The sequence below is a fragment of the Janthinobacterium sp. JF4 genome (assembly GCF_059617925.1).
The window spans coordinates 13,430-30,962 of the sequence record NZ_JCAQAV010000014.1 but is presented as its reverse complement, the minus strand read 5'-3'; the positions used below and the strand labels follow the sequence as shown (position 1 = coordinate 30,962).

Sequence of the window (17,533 nt, the reverse complement as noted above, 5' to 3'; positions counted from 1 at the left end):
TACGCGGCTACGCCGCTAATCCGACCTACGCTGCGCGGTGTTGATTGATCGCATCGCGCGTTTCAATGGCCACGCGGCGCGCCGCGTCGGCCCAGTCTTCGCCAGCCTGCGGCGTAGCGTAGATGATGGCGCGCGACGAGCTGATCATCATGCCCATGCCGTTCGCCGTCTGGCCCGCGCCGACGGTGGCGGCAATATCGCCGCCCTGGGCGCCGATGCCGGGCACCAGCAGCGGCATGTCGCCGACGATGGCGCGCACTTGCGCCAGCTCTTCAGGGAAGGTGGCGCCGACGACGAGCGCGCACTGGCCATTCTTGTTCCATTTCCCGGCCACCAGGCGTGCCACGCGCTGGTACAGCGGTTCGCCATCCGTATCGAGGAATTGCAGGTCCGAGCCGCCCGGATTCGAGGTGCGGCACAGGATGATCACGCCGCGGCCTTTCCACGCCAGATAGGGATCGAGCGAATCCTCGCCCATGTACGGGTTCACGGTGACGGCGTCGGCGCCGTAGCGCTCGAACGCTTCGCGCGCGTACTGCGTGGCCGTCGCGCCGATATCGCCCCGTTTCGCATCGAGGATCAATGGGATGTGCGGATAGTTCTCGCGCACGTAGCGGCAGATGTCTTCCAGCTGCTTTTCCGCGCCCAGCGCGGCAAAATACGCGATCTGCGGCTTGAAGGCGCAGGCCAGGTCGGCCGTGGCGTCGATGATGCGCGTGCAAAAGGTGGTGATTCCATCAGGCAGATCGCGCAGTTCGGCCGGCAGTTTCGCCAGGTCGGGGTCCAGGCCCACGCACAGCAGGGAATTATTGGCCGTCCATGCGGCGGATAATTTATTGATGAAATTCACGGCACACCTTCTCTATATTCAGTTGCAAACCCCGTATTGTAACGCGGCGCGGGGTTGCCACAGCGTGGCAACTCTGCCAGAGGCGGCGGCCAGCGCTTATTAAACCGACATTGCGGGCCGTTTCAGGTATATTTGCCGCACCTCCCCCATTACGCACGGAACCCATCATGCAAATCACCAATCAATTCACCAAATGGCTGCGCCTGGCGCTAAGCATCACCGTCCTGACCGGCATCCTGACGGGCTGCGGCTACAACGACTTCCAGAGCAAGGATGAAGCCACCAAGGCCGCCTGGGGCGAAGTGGTCAACCAGTACCAGCGCCGCGCCGACCTGATTCCCAACCTGGTCAATACCGTCAAGGGCTATGCCACGCACGAGCGCGAAACCCTGGAAGCGGTGACCAAGGCGCGCGCCGCCGCCACCAGTTTCCAGATCACGCCCGAAGTGCTGAACGACCCGGCCGCCTTCGAAAAATTCCAGCAAGTGCAAGGCCAGCTGTCGTCGGCCCTGTCGCGCCTGATGGTGGTGTCCGAGAAATACCCGGACTTGAAAGCCGACACGAGCTTCCGCGACTTGCAGTCGCAGCTGGAAGGCACGGAAAACCGCATCACCGTGGCGCGCCAGCGTTACATCGTTGCCGTGCAGGATTACAACGTGCATGCGCGCAGCTTCCCGAACAACCTGACGGCCATGGTCTTCGGCTACAAGGTCAAGCCATCGTTCACGGTGGAAAATGAAAAAGCCATCTCGACCGCACCGACCGTCAACTTTGGCAAATAAGATGAAAGCCTGCTCTTCTCTGGCGGCGCTGGCGACGGCGCTGCTGCTGTGGGCGATGCCGCCGGCAAGCGCGCAGGGCTTGCAGCCCGTGCCGCCGCTGGCCGCGCGCGTGACGGACAACGCCGGCATGCTCGACGCCAAGCAAAAGGCGGCGCTGGAAGGCGTGCTGGCCGATTACGAAGCCAAGACGGGCAGCCAGATCGCCGTGCTGCTGGTCAAGAGCACGGAACCGGAAGCCATCGAGCAATACAGCATCCGCGTGACGGATGCCTGGAAGCTGGGCCGCAAGGGCGTCGATGACGGCGTGCTGCTGATGGTGGCGAAGGAAAATCCATCATCCTTGCGCCGCCTGCGCATCGAAGCGGGCCGCGGCGTCCAGGGCGTGCTGACGGATGCGCAATCGAAACGCATCCTGCAAGACGTGATCGCGCCCCATTTCAAGCAAAACGACTATTACGGCGGCCTGGTCGCCGGCGTGGGATCGATTGCCACCCTGCTGAACCAGGAGCAATTCCCCGCGCCCGCACAGCAGAAAGCGCCGGCCACGGTGGAAGCGGGCGGCATGACCTTCTGGCTGCCGCTGCTATTCTTCGGCTTCCTCGTCGTGCTGACCCTGTTCCGCTCGCGCGGCGGGCCGACGCGGCTGCAGCGCGGCAGCAGCTGGTCGAGCGGCGCCACCGGTGTCGTGCTGGGCAGCATTTTGAGCCAGGCGCTGAACAACCGCAGTGGCGGCGGCTTCGGCGGCGGCGGTGGTTTTGGCGGTGGCGGTGGCGGCGGTGGTTTCGGTGGCGGCGGCGGCGGTTTTGACGGCGGCGGCGCCTCGGGAGATTGGTAATGACGAAACAACTGACATTCGGACAGCGCTGCGGACGCGCCTTGAAGCATTTGCGGGGCACCCCGGCGACGGCGCGCCAGGCATTTCCTGAACGCACCCTCAAAGCCATCGAGACGGCGATCGCCGACGGTGAAGCGATGCACCAGGCGGAAGTGCGCCTGATCGTCGAAGCGGCCCTGGCGCCGGGTATGGCTTACCAGGGCGTGAGCAACCGCGAACGGGCACGCGAACTGTTCGCCCAGTATGGCGTGTGGGATACGGAAGACAACGTTGGCGTGCTGATCTATATCAACCTGGCAGAGCACCAGGTCGATATCGTGGCCGACCGCAACGTGGGCCGGCGCGTCACGCCGGAACAGTGGCAAGCCGTGTGCCGCACCATGACGCAGGGTTTTAAGGATGGCAATTACCACGACAGCACGCTGGATGCCTTGCAGCAGCTGAATACCTTGCTGCAAGGCCACTTCCCCGCCGATGGCACGCGCGGCAACCAGTTGCCGAACGAACCCATCCTCCTCTGACTCCTTCCCGCTTAGGCGATTACATGAAACTAGTCAATAAAACCGCCATCGTCACGGGCGCCACGCAAGGCATCGGCCTGGCCTGCGCCACCCGCCTGATTGCCGAAGGGGCGCAGGTGATGCTGGTCGACATCAAGGAAGAAGGCGCGCAGGCGGCCGCCGCCCTCGGCCCGCAGGCGCGCTTCTTTTGCGCCGACGTCAGCCAGAAGGCGGACGTCGATGCCATGCTGAAGGAAACCCTGGCCCAGTTCGGCCACATCGATATCCTCGTCAACAATGCGGGCGTGACGCACGCGGCCGATTTCCTCGACGTCTGCGAAGACGATTTCGACCGGGTCATGCGCATCAACCTGAAATCGATGTTCCTGTGCGGCCAGGCCGTGGCGCGCGACATGGTCAAGCGCAACAGCGGCTGCATCATCAATATGTCCAGCGTGAATGCGGAACTGGCCATTCCGAACCAGGTGCCGTACGTGGTGTCGAAGGGCGCCATCAACCAGCTGACCAAGGTCATGGCCCTGAACCTGGCGCCGCATGGGGTGCGCGTGAACGGCATCGGGCCGGGCACCATCCTGACGGAACTGGCCAAGCAGGCGGTGCTGTCGAGCCCGGAAGCGCGCCACACGATCCTGTCGCGCACGCCGCTGGGCCGCTGCGGCGAGCCGGAAGAGGTGGCCGGCATCGCCGCCTTCCTGGCCAGCGACGACGCCACCTACATGACAGGCCAGACCATCTATGTCGATGGCGGGCGCATGGCGCTCAACTACACGGTGGCCGTGAAGGAGTGAGAGCAAAACAAGGCAGTTATACAAAAAAAGAATAACGCATATCTAAAAAGATCATTAGACACATATCGTGCGACGCAGCATAATGCACCTGTCTCCACTATTCTCCTCCAAGAAAATAGTTTTAAGCCCGCTTTCACCAGCGGGCTTTTTTTTCGCTGTCACTGCTGAAACATGGCCATTCTTGCCATATCCCAAAATCTTCCCGGTCATGCTGCCTGCAGCAAAAAAAATGTTGCGGCGTGTCATCAGCCCGTCATCTTCGCCCCCTATACTTGCTTCATCTGCTGTACAGGCAACCGATATGCCTGACTACAGACAGGTGTGCCGCCATGGCACACCACTCCCCTTTCATGACCGTGGCGGGCGCCGGCAAGGCGCGCGACATGGTGAGTACCGAGCAACTCTCAACTCTTGACCCATTTCATTTGGGTTTTTGGCCCGCCTCCCCGCGGGCCTTTTTTTGCCTGCACGCCAGGCTCTTGCGCAAAAACACGGCGTCCCGCCATGCGCATGATATTGTGACTGCCTTTCCACCTGTCCTGACGCACCATGCCTGCACCATTGCTCGAACTCTGTTTTGCTGACCGTTATGAACGCCTGCGCTACCGCACGGCCCTGCTGCTGTATGTGCTGGTGATCCTGGTCGGCGACATTCCCGGCGTGCGCGCGGACGTGGGCCAATATGCGTCAGGTGGCGTGCTGCATTCCTTCGGCTATGGCGTGCTGGCCCTGATCCTGTTCAGCGGCACGCGCGGCAGCATGGCGCGCAGGGCGCTGCTGTCGGTACTGATGGTGGCAGCCATGGGCGCGCTGGACGAATTCATCCAGAGCTTCCTGCCATACCGCCATGGCGCCGTCAGCGACTGGGTGGTCGATATCACGGCCGCCGCAGCGGTCTGCCTGCCGCTGTATTTCCTCTGGCCGAAAATGGTCGCCGCCGCCCTGGGCAAAGGCGCGCCGCAGCCCGAAGCCTGACCGGGGGCAATGCCCGCCCGTCAGGCGCGGTCCGCTTCGCCATCCTGTAATGCCAGCCGCAACTGGCCCTGGCCGCGCGCGCTGCGCGTGCCCAGGCGCCGCATCAGGGCGCGCGCCTCGCGCCGGCTGCCGGCCCCCATGGCACGTGCCGCATCGCGCTGCATGTCCAGCAACTGTTCCGAGCGCGCCAGCCGCACCAGGCCATGCAAGGCCTGGACCAGGACATGCCGCGCGCGGACATCATGCGCAGTGCCGACTACGGCCAGCACCAACTCATCGATCAGTTTTGCGGTAGGGCCAGATGACATTTTTTCTCCCGATTCAACAGTGAGGAAACGTGCAGGCGCACGAAGTGCTGATTGCCAGCATCGTTTATACCAAGCTCGGCAATTAGACGCTTGATCTAGCTCAATCGGCAATGCCGGCCGTCGAACATCGCTGTCCCGCCATGCTCTTACATGCAGCAATCGCTGCTATCCGCCATTACCGCGGCTGCCGATCCCGAATGTGCGACCATGAGGAGACCAAGATGAGATCGAAAACAACCCTGCTGCTGACCGGCCTGACATGCGCCTTGCTGGCGGCCTGCCAATCCACGGACAAAACCAGCCTGGCACGCGGCAACAGTGGCGACACCTACGCCGCACCGGCTGGCACGATGCCGCAAACCAGCATGCCGGCCAGCAGCACGGCCAGCACCGCCACCGATACCGGCAATGCCCAGAGCAGCGACATGAGTAGCGACATGAGCCAGTCCGCCATGAACATCGGTTCAGCGACGGTGCAGTCGATAGTCACCGTGCCGCGCGGCATGGGCCAAGGCAGTGCCGACATGCAGGCGGGCACATCTGGCACCGCCGGCAGCACCTCGGGGGAGGCGGGCAACATGCTGTACCGCGTCACCTTGCGCCTGGACGACGGCACGACGCGCACCCTTGTGCAACATACCCAGCCAGCCTTCCAGATCGGCGAGCGGGTCAGCGTGCAAAAAGGCGTGATGCAGCGCTACTGATATTTACCGATGCTGGCCGACACGGGCAGCAGTTGGCAGCCTCAGGCCAGCGCCAGGGTCAACGGTCGGCTGCGCCCCTGCACCACGGCCGAAGGCCAGGCCGGGTCGTGCGTCAGGTTGTGCAATTGGCTGCCGTCGAGCAAAAACGTGTCTTCCACCGTGCTGCCCGGCAGGCTGGGATGGAAGGCCAGCGCCATGCCCCGCTTGAGGATGATTTCCGTGTGCGCACCGGCCGCCACTTCGGGCGCCAGGTAGCCATGGATGCCGCCCTGGCGGCTGGTACGCACCGTGTCGGGCTGGCCTGCATATGCGTAGGCACTGTCGAGCGCGTGATACACCATGCTCAGCGCATGGCCCGTTTCGCAAGCGTCGAGCGCCACCGCTTCCAGCGCCAGCATGGCCGCATCGGCATCGTCCATGACCACGGCCGCGCCGTCGGCGCGATGCTGCGCCGGACCGAAGCGCCGTTGACGGCTGAGGCTGGCGCACAAGCCGAAACGCCGCGCGCACAAGGCCAGCACGGCTCGCGTGCCCAGCACCGCCTGCGCTGGCGGCGCGCGCCGGTAACGCTGCTGGCGATCCTCGCCGCTGACCAGCACGTGCACGGCTTGCAAGCCCCGCAGCCACAGCGCGCGCACGCACGCGGCAGCCAGTTCCTGCTCGCTCCAGTCGGGGCGGGCCTGGCGCAGCGCATCCGCAGCCGCTCCAGCTGCCAGCTGCCCCACTTGCCGGTAGCGCCACTGCTCCGACTCCAGCAGCACCAGCCGCTCTTCGCGCAGGGCCACGGGCAGGCTGCGTTCGTGCAAGCCTGGCCGATCGGACAGGACAGGCGCACCGCCGGCCACATGCTGCACGAAATGCTCGCGCAATTCATACAGCTGCGGCTGCATCCAGGGCGATACTTGCCACGTCCATGGCCCGCGCACTTCTTCCTCGCGCATGCGCATGGCTTCGGCTTCGTCCGTCAGGATGTAGGCGGCGTCGCGCGTCACCAGCACTTCCGCGCAGCCGCACTCGGCCGTATGGCAATGGCTGTTCGACGCGCCCGCCGTGGCCCACGCAAACCAGTCCACGCCGCGCAGGCGCACGGCACCGGCCCGCTCCTGTTCCAGCCAGCCCCGCATCTGCGCCAGCTTGTGCGCCACTTCCAGTTCCAGCGGCCAGTTCATGGCCGCCCCTCGTGCGGGATCCGGCGCGGCACTACCCCGCCTGCCCTGCCTGGCGCCAGCCGGGCGTCCTGTTGTTCATGCATAGCTGCTCCCTTCCTATATGGAAACGTCAGACCCGCATGCGCATAAAAAGTTCGGCGCCCGGACTGCTTTAGGCTTGCAGTCTATGACTTCCCTCTATTTTTGCAAGCGCCTATTTCGCCAGAGCGAGCAAGACAGCCGTGTACATCGGCAGGGTCAGCCGCAGCTGCTTTTCCAAAGTGAACACATGTTCGGAGTGCCCCGCGTAGTGCTCGCAGACGGACAATCGCGGCAGGCGGGCTGGCCGAAGCGCTTGCTCAGCGGCACCTGCTTATCCTGGATCGCGTTTATCGCATATCGAGTTTTTTACCGATCAGTACGCAAATTCCCGATTCGCATTATGATGTGTCCAGCCTGTCTTCCCCGCCACGCCGTCATGGGTGACCCTGCCAGCGTCAGGGGATAGACAAATCGTCCATTGTGATTTTCCACCACGTCCCGATATCGCTACCATGATTCCATTTTCCATACTCGACCTGGCCCCCATCGCCGAAGGCAGTGACGCCGGCCAGTCGTTCAAGAACACGCTCGACCTGGCGCAGCACGGCGAACGCTGGGGCTACCACCGCTACTGGCTGGCCGAACACCACGGTATGCCTGGCATCGCCAGCGCCGCCACGGCCGTCGTCATCGCCCATGTGGCGGCCGGCACGAAAACCATCCGTGTGGGTGCCGGCGGCGTGATGCTGCCGAACCACTCTCCGCTCGTCATCGCGGAACAGTTCGGCACCCTGGAAGCGCTGCATCCGGGCCGTATCGACCTGGGCCTGGGCCGCGCGCCCGGTTCCGACCAGACGACGGCGCGCGCCCTGCGCCGCGACCTGCAGTCCGACGCGGAACAGTTCCCGCAAGACGTGCTGGAATTGATCGACTACATGTCCGACGAGCCGCGCCAGCGCGTGCTGGCCGTGCCGGGCAAAGGCGCGAAAGTGCCCGTGTGGATACTGGGTTCGAGCCTGTTCGGCGCCCAGCTGGCCGCCCACCTGGGCTTGCCGTACGCGTTCGCCTCGCACTTCGCGCCGCAGATGATGCTGCAAGCCGTGGCCTACTACCGCGAACATTTCAAGCCATCGAAACAACTGGCGAAACCGTACGTGATGCTGGGCTTTAACGTCTTTGCCGCCGACACGGATGCGGAGGCGCACTTGCGCGCCACCTCGATGCAGCAGGCGTTCGTCAACCTGCGCACGGGCCGCCCGTCGCGCCTGCAGCCACCCGTGCCCGGCTATCTGGAACAGCTGGGCCCACAGGAACGCGCCATGCTCGACGCCGTCCTGTCCTGCACGGCCATCGGCGCGCCGGACACCGTCAAGGCGAAGATGGCCGCCTTCATTGCCGAAACGGGCGCCGACGAGCTGATGATCACCTCGCAGATCTTCGAGCACCAGCACCGGCTGCGCTCGTATGAAATCACGGCGCAGGTGCATGCGGAACTGGCACAGCAGCAGTAAATTCCTCCCTCGGTATATATCCCCATATACCCTTTTCCCGGCCGTCGGCAACGATCGCCGGGATTTTTTTGCCTGGCGTTTTTCCTTTCCTCCAGCCGCAAAACCGGCCGCGCCCGGCAAGAAATGCGCAGCCCCGCTATCATGCGGATCCCAAAGCATCACTCCAAGAAAGTCGTATCGCATGAAATCAGCACCATCCGCCGTCGATGCCAGCGCCCTGCTGACGTCGACCCGCATCCTGTTATTCGCCCTGTCCGCCGGCGTGCTCGTCGCCAGCCTCTACTATGTGCAGCCGCTCACTTCCATGCTGGCCGCCTCGTTTGGCGTGAGCGTGCCGCAAGCGGGCTATCTGGTCACGGCCACGCAGATCGGCTATGTGCTGGGCATCGTGTTTCTGGTCCCCCTCAGCGACGTGCTGAACCGCCGCCAGTTGCTGACGTGGATGCTGATCGCCAAGATCGGCGCCCTGCTGCTGGCCGCCACCAGCCAGAACATCATCGTCTTTGCCATCGCCAGCGTCTTGATGGGGATCACGTCCAGCGCCTTGATGGTGGTCACGGCCATGGTGGCGTCGTATGCACCCGATCACAGCCGGGGCCGCATGGTGGGCACCGTCATGACAGGCTTGTTGTTGGGAATCTTGCTGGCGCGTACCGTGTCCGGCACGGTGTCGCAGATCAGCGGCGGCTGGCGCACCGTCTACGTGCTGGCCGCCATCGTCGTCGCGGCACTGCTCGTCATGCTGCGCCGTATCCTGCCAAACGAAGCGCCGCGTGGCAAGCTGCAGTACGGGAAATTGCTGGCCTCGCTCGCCGAGATCATCCGCCAGGAACCGTTGCTGCGCCAGCGCGCCCTGTTCTCGGGCCTGGGCCTGGGCACCTTCAGCGTGTTCTGGACGGGCCTGACGTTCTTGCTCAGCGGCGCACCGTATCACTACTCGGAAATGCAGATCGGCCTGTTCGGCCTGGCCGGCGCCACGGGCGCCTTTGCCGCCAACACGGCGGGCCGCATGGCCGACCGCGGCTATGCGCGCCAGGCCACCTGGCTGCTGGCCGTCGCCTCGATCGCGGGCTGGGCCCTGATCGGCTTTGGCGCCCATTCGCTGGTGCTGCTGCTGATCGGCATCGTCCTGCTGGACATGGGCGTGATGGGCTTGCAAGTAACGCACCAGTCCATCATCTATAAACTGGCGCCGCATGCGCGCGCGCGCGTGACGACCGTGTTCATCGCGGGCGGCTTCATCGGCGCGTCGGCAGGCTCGGCGCTGGCCAGCGCCAGCTTCGCCGCTGGCGGCTGGCCCGCCCTGTGCATGGTGGGCGGCGCCATGCCGCTGCTGATGCTGCTGGTGTGGAGCAAGTACCGATTCGAGCAGCGAAGGCTGGGGTCAGCCCCCCAGGGGAGTTAACGCTAATCTTGCTGTTGGCGGTGTTGAGGGTCTGACCCCGGGTTTACTTCGCTGGCGCGCGCGCCTTGCCAAACGCATCGCCTGCCTTCCAGGCTGGCATCTTCGCGGCATTCGCCACGGCCTGCCCCAGGTTCAAGGTGAACTGCGCCTGCTGCGTCATGCCCGACAAATCCCAGCTGGCATCGTACTCATCGGTGACTTGATGATAGCGGGGACCGTAGGCGGCCGCCTTGGCTTTCGATGCCGCCACGTCCTTGACGTACTCGCGTCCGCCATTGATGGAAAACGCGGGCACGCCCGCCTTGGCAAAACTGAAATGGTCGCTGCGGAAATAACCGCCAGCCAGGTCGGGACGCGCTGGCGCGATATGCATGCCCATGGCTTTGGCCACCGTGGCGGCCATGGCACCCAGTTCCGTGCGCTCGCTGCCCTGCGCGCCGATGTCGTGCGTGGCGCCGACGAAATTCAGGCTGTCCAGGTTCAGCGCAGCCGCCGTCGTGCTCAAAGGCCACAGCGGATCGGCCGCGTAGGCGGCGCTGCCCAGCAAGCCCTGCTCTTCGGCCGCCACCCACAGGAAGATCTGCGTGCGCTTCGCCGGCTGTTTCACGGCTTCCTGCGCCATGGCCAGCAAGCCGGCCATGCCCGAGGCATTGTCGACGGCGCCGTTGTAGATGGTGTCGCCAGCTTTTCCGTCATCCTTACCCCGCTTGCCCAGATGATCCCAGTGGCCGCTGTAGATGACGGCTTCATCCTTCAATGCCGGGTCGGTGCCCGGCACCATGCCGGCGATATTGAACTGCTCCACCTTGCGCACGGCCGATTTCATTTCGCCCGACAGTTTGGCATGCAATGCAACGGCCTTGAAGTCCTTGTTTTCCGCTTGCGCGCGCAAGGCGTCCAGATCCTGCCCACCAGCCGCGAACAGACGGCGCGCTGCGTCTTCCGCGATCCAGCCCTGCAGCGGCGTGCCGGCCGTGCGATCAGCCAACTGGAAGCGCTCGCTGCCGCTCCAGCTGTTCTGCACCACGCTCCAGTCGTACGAGGCGGACGGTTTCGTGTGGATCAGCAACACGCCGGCCGCGCCCTGGCGTTTGGCTTCCTCAAATTTGTAGGTCCAGCGGCCGTAATAGGTCAGCGCCTTGCCGGCGAAGCGGTTCGGATCAAGAGCGGTCGGCTGCGGGTCGTTGACCATCATGACGACGATCTTGTCTTTGACATCGACACCCTTGAAATCGTTCCAGCCCTCTTCCGGCGCCGTGATGCCGTAGCCGACGAACACGAGTGGCGCGTCAAACGTGTGCGCGGCAACGGAGTCGCCCGTGGCCCACACCCAGTCCGGGCCGAACGCCAGCGGCACGGCCTTGCCACCGGCCAACGCCTGCAGGCTGCTCTCGGCTGGCAAGGATTTCACGCCGGCGATCTGCACGCTCTGGCGGTAGCTGTTGCCGCGCGCGGGTTTCAAGCCAGCCATCTGCGCCTGGGTTTCCAGATAGGCCACCGTCAGGTCGGCGCCGCGCTGGCCCGTGCCCCGGCCTTCCAGCAAATCGTTGGACAGGAAGGCCAGGTGGGCGCGCAGCGGCGCTTCCTGCACCATGGGCAAACCGGTCGCGGCGTGGGCGGAAAACGCCAGCGCAGTCAAGGCGAGGGAAGAAAACAGCTTCTGCATAAGATCCTTTGGGTAAGAGGAGTAAGTCAGTCCGGCGGATGGCCGGGCCGGCGATTGTATGCCATGGGGAAAGATGGATCAAAATGCGGACGAAAAAAATCCCCGCGGCAAAGGCGGGGATAGACGATGGGGAAGCGTCAGACCAGCAAGGCCGCCGCCAGCGATTCGATCTCTTCGGCAGATTCCTCGAGGATGGTGTGCAGGGTGCTGCCGCCGATGCCGAAGTCGATCTTCGCCGCCGCCTGGCGCCGCGCGGCGCTTTCCGGTGGGTGCAGGGGCGAACCCACAGGCGACAGATCGTTGGCCAGCACCAGGGTCGCGCCCAGGGTGCGGGGCGGGAACGTGCTGCCGCCATGCCACATCCCTTCCACGGCTTGCAAGACCATATCCGGCACTTGCAACTGGCGCAGCACGCCGCGGCCGATCAGCTTTTCGCCGTATTCGATCCAGTCTTCCGTATTGTCGTCGAGCAAACCCGGATATTCCTCGGCGCGCGACAGCAGATAAAAGCCGCCCACTTCATGCACGATGGCGGCAAACATGGCCGTTTCCACATCCACGTGCGTGACCTTTTTGGCGATGACCTGGCTCAGTGCGGCAACGTGGGCCGTGTGTTCCCACAGCCTGGCCCCCTTGGCGCGCAATTGCGGGTCCGTGATCTGGCTGCCCAGCTGGCGCACGATGACGGACGCCACCATCGACTTTAATGTGGCAAAGCCCAGGCGCGAGACGGCCGCGCGCACGTTGGCGATTTCATTGCCGGAGCGGTTGTAGGCGGCCGAATTGGCCAGGGCCACGACCCGCGCCGACAGCAGCGGCTCGGCCATGACCATGCGGGCGGCCGCTTCGATATGGCAATCGGGGTCGTCCAGCGCTTCCTGCAGCTTCAAGGTAGCCTTGACGTTGGCGGGGAACGTCAGCTCGCCCTTGCTCGCTTGCAGCGCGATAATCTTGAATACTTCCAGTCTGTCCATGGGTCAATCTCCGGTACGGGCCTGTTCAGGCTCTGCTGTGTGGGTGGGCCGGGAATGCGCTCCCGGCCCGGCTCCCGTTTCCGGCAATATTACAGCAAGTTCAAATTCAAACCTATTACTTTCCGGAAACTTTCCCTGCCACGCCTTCGACAAAATAATCCATCTTCGTCAGTGCTGCATCGTCCAGCACGCCTTTATCCAGGCGCACCTTGCCATCGTTATCCTTGATCGGCGCGCTGAAAGGATTGAGCTTGCCAGCTACTAACTCTTTCTCACGTGCCAATACAAACTGTTTCACGTCGGCCGGCACGGCAGCGTTAATGCCTTCCAGCCTGACCATGCCATTCTTGATGCCGCCCCAGGTGCTGCTGGACTTCCACGTGCCGTCCAGCACCGCTTGCGCCTGCTTCGTATAATAATCGCCCCAATGGTGGGTGACGGCGGCCAGCTGTGCCTTCGGACCATACTTTTTCATGTCCGAGTGATAGGCGATCGCATACTTGCCCTTCTCTTCGGCCGCCTGCACCACGGCGGTCGAGTCCGTGTGGTGGGTGACCACGTCCGCGCCCTGGCCGATCAGGGTGATGGCCGCGTCGCGCTCCTTGCCCGGGTCGAACCAGCTATTCACCCACACCACTTTCACTTCCGCCTTCGGGTCGACGCTGCGCATGCCGCGCGTGAAGGCGTTGACTCCTTGCAGCACTTCAGGGATGGGGAATGCCGCCACATAGCCGGCCACATGGGTCTTGCTCATCTTGCCCGCCAACACGCCGGCCAGGTAGCGGCCCTCGTAGAAACGGGCATTCGTGTTGGCCACGTTGACGGCCGTCTTGTAGCCCGTCAAATGAATGAACTTCACATTAGGAAATTGCTTCGCCACTTTCAAGGTGGGATTCATGTAGCCGAACGAAGTCGTGATGACCAGCTTGCTGCCCGTTTGCGCCAGGTCGCGGATCACCCGTTCAGCATCGGCGCTCTCCGGCACGTTTTCCACATACTTGGTGGTGATCTTGTTGCCCAGTGCCTTTTCCATTTCCTTGCGGGCCAGATCATGCTGCGTGGTCCAGCCAGCGTCGCCGATGGGGCTGATGTAAACAAAACCAACATTCAGCGGCGCGGCAATGGGCGCGGCGGCCATGGCGGGCATCAAAATCGCACTGCAAACGGCGGCGCACAACAGTTTCTTGGACATGGTTTTCCTTGTGGTGAGTGATTAATTTCCGGGATTGAAATTTTTCCCCAGCGAAGCGGGCATGTTGAGCTTGATGTAATTGGCATTGCTGGAGATCAAAACCAGCACGACGATGGCCGCCACATAGGGCAGCATCGACAGCAGTTGCGAGGCGATGGGCACACCCAGCGCCTGCGCGTGAAAGGTCAATATCGTGATGCCGCCGAACAGGTAGGCGCCCCCCACCACGCGCGCCGGGCGCCAGGTGGCAAACGTGGTCAGCGCCAGCGCGATCCAGCCCCGTCCCGCCACCATGCCCTCGACCCACAGCGGCGTGTACACGAGCGACAGAAAGGCGCCGGCCAGGCCGCAGCAGGCGCCGCCGAACAGCACGGCCGCCAGGCGGATGCGGCGCACGGGATAGCCGAGCGCATGCGCGGAAGACGGCGACTCGCCCACGGCGCGCAGCACCAATCCGGCCCGCGTGCGGTACAAGAACCAGGCGATGGCCAGGCATAGCAGCAAGGACAGATACACCATCGCATGCTGGCGGAACAGGGTCGGCCCCAGCACGGGAATGTCTTCCAGGTAAGGGATGCCGAACCTGCCATTCTGCAAGCTGTTGCCCACATACTTCAGGCCGATATACGTGGATGCGCCCGCGCCGAACAGCGATAAAGCCAGGCCCGTCGCGTACTGGTTCGTGCCCAGCCACACGGTCAGCCAGGCAAAGAAGCCGGACAGCACCATGCTGGCGCCCGCGCCCGCGAGAAAGCCCAAGGTGGGGCTGCCCGTGTTGACGGCCACGGCAAAGCCCGTGATGGCCGAGACCAGCATCATGCCTTCCGCGCCCAGATTCACCACGCCCGCCTTTTCATTCACCAATAAACCGAGGGCGGCCAGCATCAGCGGCGTGCCCGCGTTGATGCTGGCGGCGATCAATGGCGCGATGGTGAGCAGCAAATTATCCATGTTTTCTCCAGCGCAGTTTGTATTGGATCAGCACGTCGCAAGCGAGCAAGGCGAACAGCAAGATGCCCTGGAACACGCCCGTGATCGCGCTGGGCAGCCCCAGGCGCGATTGCGCCAGTTCGCCGCCGATATAGAACAGGGCCATGACGAAGCTGGAAAAGAGCACGCCGACAGGATGCAGGCGCCCCACGAAGGCGACGATGATGGCGGCAAAGCCGTAGCCGGGCGAGACCGTGGGCGTCAACTGCCCCATCGGCCCCAGCACTTCGCAGGCGCCCGCCAGGCCGGACAGGGCGCCGCAGATCAGCAGGGACGACCACAAGGTCTTGCGCGAAGAAAAGCCCGCATAACGGGCGGCGGCCGGCGCCATGCCGCCCACGCGCAGGCGGAATCCGGCAATACTGCGTGACAAATACAGCCAGCCGCCCAGCGAGGCCAGCAAGGCAAACACGATGCCCACGTGCAAGCGCGTATCGCTGATCAGCATCGGCAACAGCAAGCCGTCCGACAGCAGTTTCGATTGGGGAAAATTAAACCCTTCCGGGTCGCGCAGCACGCCATATACGAGATAGCTGAGCAGCAATTGCGCGATGTAGACCAGCATCAGCGAGACGAGGATTTCGCTGGCGTTGTAGCGGTCGCGCAGCCACGCCACCAAGCCCGCCCACACCATGCCGCCCGCCATGCCGGCCAGCAAGGACACGCCGATGATGGCCGCGCCGCCGACGCCGTCATCGAGATACAAGGCCGCCGCGCCGCCGCAGATGGCGCCCAGGGTCAGCTGCCCTTCCGCGCCGATGTTATAGATGTTGGCGCGAAAGCAGATGGCCAGGCCCACGGCGATCAAGAGCAGCGGCGCCACCTTGATACCCAGCTCGGACCAGCCATGCGCGTCGCGCAAGGGTTCGACAAAAAAGACGGCCAGTCCCGCCAGCGGATCGTGTCCCAGCGCAATAAAGAGCAGCGCGCCGCACAGCACCGTCAGCAGCACGGCCAGCACGGGCGACAGCCACGACATCAGGCGCGACGGGGTCGGGCGGGCTTCCAGGCGCAAGGCGAACTTAGTCATGGGCCGCCCCCTTCGGGTATACCTGACGCTTTTCCAGCTGCAAGGTAAACTTAGCCATGGATGGCCTCCTGCGGCCACAGCCCGCTCATCCATTGCCCCACCTGCGCCACGCTGGCATCAGCCACGTCCAGCGACGGCGAAATTTTTCCCTTCGCCATTACCAGCAAGCGGTCGCTGATGTCGAACAATTCATCGAGTTCCTCCGACACGACCAGCAGCGCGCAGCCAGCGTCGCGCAAGGCCAGCAATTCGGCGCGGATTTGCGCGGCCGCGCCCACGTCCACGCCCCAGGTCGGCTGCGCCACCACCAGCACGGTGGGCTCGCGCATAACTTCGCGTCCGACTATGTATTTCTGCAAGTTGCCGCCCGACAGGCTGCGCGCCAGCGCCTGCGGCCCGCCCGCCTTCACCTGGAAGCGGGCGATGATGGCGGCCGCCCGCTGCACGATCGCGTCACGGCGCAGGAAGCCGTGGCGGATGGTGGCCGGGGTCTGCAAGCTGAGCAGAACATTGTCGGCCAGACCCATGTCGGGCACGGCGCCCCGCCCCAGCCTTTCCTCCGGCACGAAGCCGAAGCCCAGGGCGCGTCGGCGTCCCGGCGGCAAGCGTCCCGCCGGGACGCCGTTCAGCACGATGCTGGCGGGGGCTGCGCGCATGTCTTCGCCCGACAGGGCAGCGAGCAATTCCTGCTGGCCATTGCCGGACACACCCGCGATGCCGACGATCTCTCCCGCGCGCACGTCGAAGCTGATGTCCGTCAACTGCGTGGCGAACGGATGGCTCTTCGGCAAGTCCAAATTCTTGACGCTCAGCATGGCCGCGCCCGGCGTGCGCGCCACGCGCGTGACGGCGGGCGGCTCGGCGCCGATCATCATGCGCGACAGGCTGGCCGCCGACTCTTGCGAGGGGTCGCACACGCCTGCGTTCTTGCCGGCGCGCACCACAGTGCATGTATGGCACAGGGCGCGGATCTCGTCGAGCTTGTGGCTGATGTACAGGATGCTGCAGCCTTCGGCGGCCAGCTGGCGCAAGGTAGTAAACAGTTTTTCCACGGCGCCCGGCGTCAGCACCGAGGTCGGCTCATCGAGGATCAGCAGTTGCGGCTTGGCCAGCAGGGCGCGCACGATTTCCACGCGCTGGCATTCGCCCACGGAAAGCGTGTGCACGTGGCGCTGCGGTTCCAGGTCCAGGCCATACTGGCGCGCTGTGTCTTCGATGCGCTGCGCCAGCTCCGTCATGTTGGTGCCGGCGGGCAAACCGAGGGCGATATTTTCCGTGACCGTCAAGGTATCGAACAGGGAAAAATGCTGGAACACCATGGCGATACCCAGCGCGCGCGCGGCCGACGGGTTGGCGATCTCGACCTCGCGGCCATTCCACACGATGCGGCCGCCATCGGGCTGCACGGCGCCGTATATGATTTTCATCAAGGTCGATTTGCCGGCGCCGTTTTCACCGAGCACGGCGTGGATCTGTCCGGGCGCGACGGTCAGATGGATGCCGTCATTGGCCACCACGGCCGGATAGCGCTTGCTGATATCGAGTAATTCCAGGCGTGCCGTCATTGTTTTTTTCGTGCCTCGCTGCAGGGTCGCCGGCGTCGGCGCCGGTGGAGAAATTCAAGCTGTTGTCTCTATCGTATCGGCATCCGCGGCGCTTGGGGGATGGCGTGGCGGCGCGCATTTCTATTTCCGCAAAAAAACAACACCTGTATACAATTTTGAAAAAAATTATCAGCTTTACAGCAGCCGCCTTGCCCCTCAAGGGTGAGAAGGTGCGATGATTATATGCAAGAACTGATAGTAAGTATGC

The 17,533-nt window shown here is 63.9% G+C and carries 17 protein-coding genes; 8 read left to right on the top strand and 9 right to left on the bottom strand.

Translation table 11 applies throughout. The features are described 5' to 3' along the window. Nucleotides 1-25: 25 nt before the first annotated feature. Nucleotides 26-850, bottom strand: a complete 825-nt coding sequence (pyrF, locus tag AC54AF_RS13110) for an orotidine-5'-phosphate decarboxylase (protein ID WP_496636887.1) — start codon at nucleotides 848-850, stop codon at nucleotides 26-28. Between the two features lie 167 nt (nucleotides 851-1,017). Here pyrF and AC54AF_RS13105 point away from each other — a divergent pair, with 167 nt between their 5' ends. The 5 genes from AC54AF_RS13105 (at nucleotide 1,018) to AC54AF_RS13085 (ending at nucleotide 4,751) form a co-directional block, all read left to right on the top strand. Beyond that, entirely contained in the window at nucleotides 1,018-1,632 is a 615-nt protein-coding gene (locus AC54AF_RS13105) for a LemA family protein (protein WP_131688403.1), read from the top strand. Between the two features lies 1 nt (nucleotide 1,633). Beyond that, nucleotides 1,634-2,467 (top strand): TPM domain-containing protein, encoded by an 834-nt coding sequence (locus AC54AF_RS13100; protein ID WP_496636886.1) that lies wholly within the window; start codon nucleotides 1,634-1,636, stop codon nucleotides 2,465-2,467. Continuing rightward, a complete protein-coding gene (locus AC54AF_RS13095) occupies nucleotides 2,467-2,988 on the top strand; it encodes a TPM domain-containing protein (protein WP_131688405.1) in 522 nt (173 codons plus the stop codon). The genes AC54AF_RS13100 and AC54AF_RS13095 overlap by 1 nt, the downstream gene beginning before the upstream one ends. A gap of 23 nt (nucleotides 2,989-3,011) precedes the next feature. Next, on the top strand, nucleotides 3,012-3,776 hold the full coding sequence (locus AC54AF_RS13090; protein WP_131688406.1) for a glucose 1-dehydrogenase: 765 nt from the start codon (nucleotides 3,012-3,014) through the stop codon (nucleotides 3,774-3,776). A 549-nt stretch (nucleotides 3,777-4,325) separates the two neighbouring features. Beyond that, nucleotides 4,326-4,751: a VanZ family protein gene (locus AC54AF_RS13085; RefSeq protein WP_496636885.1), complete on the top strand. Its 426-nt coding sequence runs from the start codon at nucleotides 4,326-4,328 to the stop codon at nucleotides 4,749-4,751. Between the two features lie 20 nt (nucleotides 4,752-4,771). On the opposite strand, the gene AC54AF_RS13080 is transcribed toward AC54AF_RS13085, so the two are convergent. Beyond that, nucleotides 4,772-5,059: a hypothetical protein gene (locus tag AC54AF_RS13080; protein WP_496636884.1), complete on the bottom strand. Its 288-nt coding sequence runs from the start codon at nucleotides 5,057-5,059 to the stop codon at nucleotides 4,772-4,774. 221 nt (nucleotides 5,060-5,280) lie between these two features. On the opposite strand from AC54AF_RS13080, the gene AC54AF_RS13075 reads away from it, so the two are divergent. Next, entirely contained in the window at nucleotides 5,281-5,763 is a 483-nt protein-coding gene (locus tag AC54AF_RS13075; protein WP_496636883.1) for a hypothetical protein, read from the top strand. 41 nt (nucleotides 5,764-5,804) lie between these two features. Here the strand turns inward: AC54AF_RS13075 and AC54AF_RS13070 are convergent, their stop codons facing one another. Then, nucleotides 5,805-6,932, bottom strand: coding sequence for a M24 family metallopeptidase (locus tag AC54AF_RS13070; protein ID WP_496636882.1), 1,128 nt, complete (start codon nucleotides 6,930-6,932; stop codon nucleotides 5,805-5,807). 533 nt (nucleotides 6,933-7,465) lie between these two features. Between AC54AF_RS13070 and AC54AF_RS13065 the strand changes: the two genes are divergently transcribed. Together AC54AF_RS13065 and AC54AF_RS13060 are read left to right on the top strand one after the other, a co-directional pair. Continuing rightward, the gene (locus AC54AF_RS13065) at nucleotides 7,466-8,464 is read left to right on the top strand and encodes an MsnO8 family LLM class oxidoreductase (protein WP_131688410.1); all 999 of its coding nucleotides are present in this window, start codon (nucleotides 7,466-7,468) and stop codon (nucleotides 8,462-8,464) included. 181 nt (nucleotides 8,465-8,645) lie between these two features. After that, the gene (locus AC54AF_RS13060; RefSeq protein ID WP_496636881.1) at nucleotides 8,646-9,869 is read left to right on the top strand and encodes an MFS transporter; all 1,224 of its coding nucleotides are present in this window, start codon (nucleotides 8,646-8,648) and stop codon (nucleotides 9,867-9,869) included. Between the two features lie 43 nt (nucleotides 9,870-9,912). Here the strand turns inward: AC54AF_RS13060 and AC54AF_RS13055 are convergent, their stop codons facing one another. The 6 genes from AC54AF_RS13055 to AC54AF_RS13030 form a co-directional block, all read right to left on the bottom strand. Next, entirely contained in the window at nucleotides 9,913-11,535 is a 1,623-nt protein-coding gene (locus AC54AF_RS13055; protein ID WP_496636880.1) for a M28 family peptidase, read from the bottom strand. Between the two features lie 137 nt (nucleotides 11,536-11,672). Then, entirely contained in the window at nucleotides 11,673-12,509 is an 837-nt protein-coding gene (locus AC54AF_RS13050; protein ID WP_131688413.1) for an HDOD domain-containing protein, read from the bottom strand. Nucleotides 12,510-12,624: 115 nt separating this feature from the next. Next, complete coding sequence (locus AC54AF_RS13045) at nucleotides 12,625-13,701, bottom strand: BMP family ABC transporter substrate-binding protein (RefSeq protein ID WP_496636879.1); 1,077 nt, start codon at nucleotides 13,699-13,701, stop codon at nucleotides 12,625-12,627. 21 nt (nucleotides 13,702-13,722) lie between these two features. Next, nucleotides 13,723-14,652 carry an ABC transporter permease gene (locus AC54AF_RS13040; protein WP_496636878.1) on the bottom strand — a complete coding sequence of 310 codons (930 nt, stop codon included), beginning with the start codon at nucleotides 14,650-14,652 and terminating at the stop codon, nucleotides 13,723-13,725. After that, nucleotides 14,645-15,721 (bottom strand): ABC transporter permease, encoded by a 1,077-nt coding sequence (locus AC54AF_RS13035; RefSeq protein ID WP_496636877.1) that lies wholly within the window; start codon nucleotides 15,719-15,721, stop codon nucleotides 14,645-14,647. The genes AC54AF_RS13040 and AC54AF_RS13035 overlap by 8 nt, the downstream gene beginning before the upstream one ends. A 50-nt stretch (nucleotides 15,722-15,771) precedes the next feature. Continuing rightward, nucleotides 15,772-17,286 carry an ABC transporter ATP-binding protein gene (locus tag AC54AF_RS13030; RefSeq protein ID WP_496636876.1) on the bottom strand — a complete coding sequence of 505 codons (1,515 nt, stop codon included), beginning with the start codon at nucleotides 17,284-17,286 and terminating at the stop codon, nucleotides 15,772-15,774. Between the last annotated feature and the right edge of the window lie 247 nt (nucleotides 17,287-17,533).

Bases quoted from the DNA above. Each gene is read 5' to 3' on its own strand.
- AC54AF_RS13065 (WP_131688410.1), top strand. From the start codon at position 7,466: ATGATTCCATTTTCCATACTCGACCTGGCCCCCATCGCCGAAGGCAGT.
- AC54AF_RS13050 (WP_131688413.1), bottom strand. From the start codon at position 12,509: ATGGACAGACTGGAAGTATTCAAGATTATCGCGCTGCAAGCGAGCAAG.
- AC54AF_RS13105 (WP_131688403.1), top strand. From the start codon at position 1,018: ATGCAAATCACCAATCAATTCACCAAATGGCTGCGCCTGGCGCTAAGC.
- AC54AF_RS13035 (WP_496636877.1), bottom strand. From the start codon at position 15,721: ATGACTAAGTTCGCCTTGCGCCTGGAAGCCCGCCCGACCCCGTCGCGC.
- AC54AF_RS13060 (WP_496636881.1), top strand. From the start codon at position 8,646: ATGAAATCAGCACCATCCGCCGTCGATGCCAGCGCCCTGCTGACGTCG.
- AC54AF_RS13085 (WP_496636885.1), top strand. From the start codon at position 4,326: ATGCCTGCACCATTGCTCGAACTCTGTTTTGCTGACCGTTATGAACGC.
- AC54AF_RS13080 (WP_496636884.1), bottom strand. From the start codon at position 5,059: ATGTCATCTGGCCCTACCGCAAAACTGATCGATGAGTTGGTGCTGGCC.
- AC54AF_RS13100 (WP_496636886.1), top strand. From the start codon at position 1,634: ATGAAAGCCTGCTCTTCTCTGGCGGCGCTGGCGACGGCGCTGCTGCTG.
- AC54AF_RS13095 (WP_131688405.1), top strand. From the start codon at position 2,467: ATGACGAAACAACTGACATTCGGACAGCGCTGCGGACGCGCCTTGAAG.
- AC54AF_RS13090 (WP_131688406.1), top strand. From the start codon at position 3,012: ATGAAACTAGTCAATAAAACCGCCATCGTCACGGGCGCCACGCAAGGC.
- AC54AF_RS13055 (WP_496636880.1), bottom strand. From the start codon at position 11,535: ATGCAGAAGCTGTTTTCTTCCCTCGCCTTGACTGCGCTGGCGTTTTCC.
- AC54AF_RS13040 (WP_496636878.1), bottom strand. From the start codon at position 14,652: ATGGATAATTTGCTGCTCACCATCGCGCCATTGATCGCCGCCAGCATC.
- AC54AF_RS13075 (WP_496636883.1), top strand. From the start codon at position 5,281: ATGAGATCGAAAACAACCCTGCTGCTGACCGGCCTGACATGCGCCTTG.
- AC54AF_RS13070 (WP_496636882.1), bottom strand. From the start codon at position 6,932: ATGAACTGGCCGCTGGAACTGGAAGTGGCGCACAAGCTGGCGCAGATG.
- AC54AF_RS13045 (WP_496636879.1), bottom strand. From the start codon at position 13,701: ATGTCCAAGAAACTGTTGTGCGCCGCCGTTTGCAGTGCGATTTTGATG.
- AC54AF_RS13030 (WP_496636876.1), bottom strand. From the start codon at position 17,286: ATGACGGCACGCCTGGAATTACTCGATATCAGCAAGCGCTATCCGGCC.